Origin of the sequence: Nakamurella sp., assembly GCF_048594475.1 — a bacterium.
Lineage (GTDB): Bacteria > Actinomycetota > Actinomycetes > Mycobacteriales > Nakamurellaceae > Nakamurella.
The window spans coordinates 1-3929 of the sequence record NZ_JBMDXT010000518.1; the positions used below are offsets into that span (position 1 = coordinate 1).

Annotated in this window: 4 protein-coding genes; 2 read left to right on the forward strand and 2 right to left on the reverse strand. The window is 75.8% G+C overall.

The genetic code is table 11. The features are described 5' to 3' along the window. A partial coding sequence (locus ACOJUF_RS23385; RefSeq protein ID WP_420124210.1) for a LacI family DNA-binding transcriptional regulator occupies positions 1–943 on the reverse strand: 943 nt, incomplete at its 3' end. A gap of 114 nt (positions 944–1057) precedes the next feature. Then, entirely contained in the window at positions 1058–1966 is a 909-nt protein-coding gene (locus ACOJUF_RS23390) for a LysR family transcriptional regulator (protein WP_420124211.1), read from the reverse strand. A gap of 137 nt (positions 1967–2103) precedes the next feature. Here ACOJUF_RS23390 and ACOJUF_RS23395 point away from each other — a divergent pair, with 137 nt between their 5' ends. Beyond that, positions 2104–2937 (forward strand): EamA family transporter, encoded by an 834-nt coding sequence (locus ACOJUF_RS23395; RefSeq protein ID WP_420124213.1) that lies wholly within the window; start codon positions 2104–2106, stop codon positions 2935–2937. A gap of 47 nt (positions 2938–2984) precedes the next feature. Continuing rightward, positions 2985–3659: a class I SAM-dependent DNA methyltransferase gene (locus ACOJUF_RS23400; protein WP_420124212.1), complete on the forward strand. Its 675-nt coding sequence runs from the start codon at positions 2985–2987 to the stop codon at positions 3657–3659. Positions 3660–3929: the final 270 nt, after the last annotated feature.

Consider the following 3929-nt stretch of genomic DNA (forward strand, 5'->3'; position numbering starts at 1 on the left):
GGTCCTGGGGGATCACCCGGTCCAGCGCGATGCCGTCGAAGCCGATGACCGACAGGTCGCCCGGCACGGACAGGCCCAGATCGGTGGCCGCACGGATCACCCCGGCGGCCAGCAGGTCGCTCTGCGCGACGACGGCGGTCGGCCGGCCGACCGGATCGGCCAGCAGGGCCTGACCGGCGGCCATGCCCTCCTCGACGGAGCTCCCGGCCGCCACCCGGCCGGTGGTGCGCGGAAACACGGACCGGACGCCGCGCAGCCGGTCCAGGGTCACGGTGATCGTGCCCGCCGCCACGGCCCGGTCGGTCAGGGCGCCGCGCACGGCGACCGCCGGGTCCGCGCCGGTCCCGGGATCGGGGTCCCGGCCGTCGTGGTTCACCAGCGGCAGGGCGACCACGGCGACGTCCCGGTGACCGAGCCCGGCCAGGTGCCGGGCCGCGGTCGCGCTCGCCGCCTCGTCGTCGATGCTGATGCTCATCAGGCCCAGGTCGGGACCACCGACGGCGACCAGCGGCAGCGCCCGCCGGCGCAGCAGCTCGACCGTCCGGTCGCTGCGGTGGCTGAAGGCGAAGAGGATGGCCGCGTCCATGGTGGCGGTGCCGATCGCGTCCGCGCTGGCCCCGACGTCGGACAGCAGCAGCAGGCCCTGGCCCTGGGCGGACGCCTCCTGGGCGATCCCGTCGAGCACGGCGATCCGGAGCGGGTCGCGGAACGCGGCCAGCACCCGCTCCTCCATGATCACGCCGATGATGCCGGACCGGCCCTGGCGTAGTGAGCGCCCGCGGGGATCGGGGCCGGCGTACCGCAGCTCCTCCGCCGCGGCCAGCACGCGGTCCCGGGTCGCGTGCGACACCGGGCCGGAGCCGCTGAACGCCAATGACGCGGTGGATACCGACACGCCGGCGCGGGCGGCGACCTGGGCCAGGGTCGCCCGGGTTCGAGCCATGACCGGGAGTCTAGTCGAAACTATACGACCGGCGTCGCGCGGACGCCGGCGGCCGGGGCGCGCCGCGGTCGGTCGGGCCTCGACCGCGGGTGGTCGGGCCTCGCCCGCGGGCGGTCAGGACGAGGCCGGCGACCGGGTCAGCAGGTCGCGGACGATCGCCAGGGGCGACCACCGGGTGTGCCCGCGCCTGGTCACCGCGAACGCCCGGAGCAGGGCGGCCGGACGGTGCAACGGCAGCAGGCTGATGCCGGGGCCGGGATCGCCGTCGGCCGGCAGCAGGCCGATGCCGTTGCCGGTGGTGATCAGGTCGGCCACCAGATCCAGGCTGTCCGCACGGTGCGCGATGTCGGGCTCGAACTCGCCCATCGCGGCCAGGATCCGGACGACGTCCGCGTCCGCGGTGTTGCGCGAGTTGACGATCCAGCGTTGGTCGCGGAACTCGCGCAGCACCGCGGCGGCCGGCGCGCCCGCGGCCGGCATCGGCCGGGCGGCGGCCAGCGCGGTCGGCACGCCGAGGGACCACCGGGCCGACCAGAGCCGGACCACGTCCAGCGCCGGCTCGAACGTCAACGGCGCGAGCGAGTAGTCGTAGACCAGCGCCAGATCGACGGTGCCGGCGGCCAGGGCGGCGAGCGCCTCCGCCGGTTCGTGCTCCCACACCCGCAGCCCGATCCCCGGGTGCTCGGCGCCGATCCGGTGGATGGCCGGAATCAGCGCCCGCCGGACGCCCGTGGCGAAACCGGCCACGGTGACCTCGCCCGCCGGGTCGCCCGGGCCCAGGTCGCGCCGGGCGGCATCGACCGTGGCCAGGATCGTCGTCGCGTGCTCGGCCAGTCGCCGCCCGGCCGGGGTCAGTCGCACCCGGCGGCCGTCCGGCTCGATCAGCGGGACCCGGAAGTCCCGGCCCAGCGCGGCGATCTGCTGGGAGACCGTGGAGGTGGTGACGCCGAGTTCCTCGGCGACCCGCTGCATCGAGCCCAGCCGGGCCAGCTCGGTGAGGAAGAGCAGCCGGCGGGTGTCCATGAGGGGATTGTCCATCAATCGTGAACGGTTGGTTCACCATTCTGACATGGACACGAACGATCCGGGACTGGTCTGATCGGGGCGTGAGCAGCACCAGCACCAGCACCCGCGCCGGCGCCGGCATGGCCGTCGCGGCGATGATCTTCGTCCAGCTCGGGCTGGCCGCCTCGGTCGGCCTGTTCGATCGGCTCGGCCCGGAGGGGGCCGCCTGGCTGCGGCTCGCCTGGGCCGGGGTGTTGCTGCTGGTCGTGGTCCGCCCGCGGCCGTCCTGGTTCACCCGGACCAGCCTGATCGCCGGGATCGGGCTGGGCATCGTCACCGCGGCGATGACGATGCTGTTCATGGCGGCCGCGGCCCGGCTGCCGCTGGGCACGGCCAGCGCGATCGAGTTCCTGGGGCCGCTGTCGGTGGCGGCCTGGCGGGGTCGGGGAGCGGCCCGGTGGTGGGTGGCGCCGGCGGCGGTCGGCGTCGTGCTGCTCACCGAGCCCTGGCACGGCACGGTCGACCTGGTCGGGGTGGCCAACGCGCTGGGCGCCGCCGCCTGCTGGGCCGCGTACATCCTGCTGACCCAGCGCGTCGGCGACGAGGTGTCGGGCATCAAGGGCCTGGCCATCTCCATCCCGGTGGCCGGCGTGGTCGCCACCGTGGTGGCCGGCCCGGCCACGATCCCGCACCTGACGGTGGAGCTCGTGGTCATCGGTCTGGGCCTGGCCCTGCTGGTGCCCGTCGTCCCGTTCGCCCTGGAGATGCTGGCCCTGCGCCGGCTCTCGACCGCCGCCTTCGGGACGCTGATGAGCCTGGAGCCGGCCATCGCGTTGCTGATCGGCCTGGTCGTGCTGCACCAGGTGCCGGGTGCCCTGCCGGTGCTCGGGCTGCTGTTCGTGGTGGCGGCCGGCATCGGGGCCGAGCGGACGGGCGCGCGGTCGCGCCCTGCCGAGCCGGCCGAGGTCGACCTGCCCGCGCGGGCCTGACGGCGGCGATCCGGCCGCTGTCGGACGGGCGGGCTAGCGTCCGGCGCATGATCGACCACCTGGAGCGGACCCGCCGGGCCTACGACGCCGTCGCCGTCGACTACGCCCGCCTGCTCGCGCAGGGCTGGCCGTCCGATCCGCTCGACCGGCAGGTGCTCGCCCGGTTCGCCGCCGGGCTCAGCGGCCCGGTGGTGGAGGTCGGCTGCGGGCCGGGCCGGATGACCGGTCCGCTGGCCGGGCTGGGGTTGGACGTGCGCGGGATCGACCTGTCGCCGGAGATGGTCGCCGAGGCCCGGCGCCGGCACCCGGACCTCGACTTCCGGGTCGGCACGATGACCGCGCTCGACCTGCCGGACGCGAGCGTGGCCGGCCTGGTCGCCTGGTACTCGATCATCCATCTGCCGCCCGCGGACCGGCCGGTGGCCTTCGCCGAGTTCGCCCGGGTCCTTCGGCCCGGCGGCCGGCTGCAGCTGGCCTTCCAGGTCGGCGACGGCCCCGTCGAGATCCGCCACGCCTACGGGCACGACGTCTCGGCGACGGCGTACCGGCTCGACCCGGACGCCATCGCCGATCAACTTCAGGACGCCGGCTTCACCGTGCCGGTGCGGCAGGTCCGTGGACCGCTCGGGCCGGAGACGACGCCGCAGGCGTACCTGCTGGCCCGCCGGCCGGCGGGTCGGGCCGCCCGTCCGGGCCCGCCGGGTGCTCCGGGAGCAGGCTGAAGGCGCTCTCCTCCTCCTGCGCGTTGTGCAGCCGCAGCACCGCGTACAGCCCGTAGAGCAAGCGGCGCAGTTCAACCACGTCCTCGGGGGCGATCTCGCCGCCGGCCGGCGCGGCCCGGTCGGCCCCGCCATCCGCGGGCCGCACGGCGTCGGGATCGGCACCGTTGACCCGCGCCGCGGCACCGGTGGGGCCGGCCGGTCCGCGGGCGGCAGATGGATGATCGAGTACCAGGCGACCAGGCCGGCCACGCTCGCGTCCGGCAGGTCGAG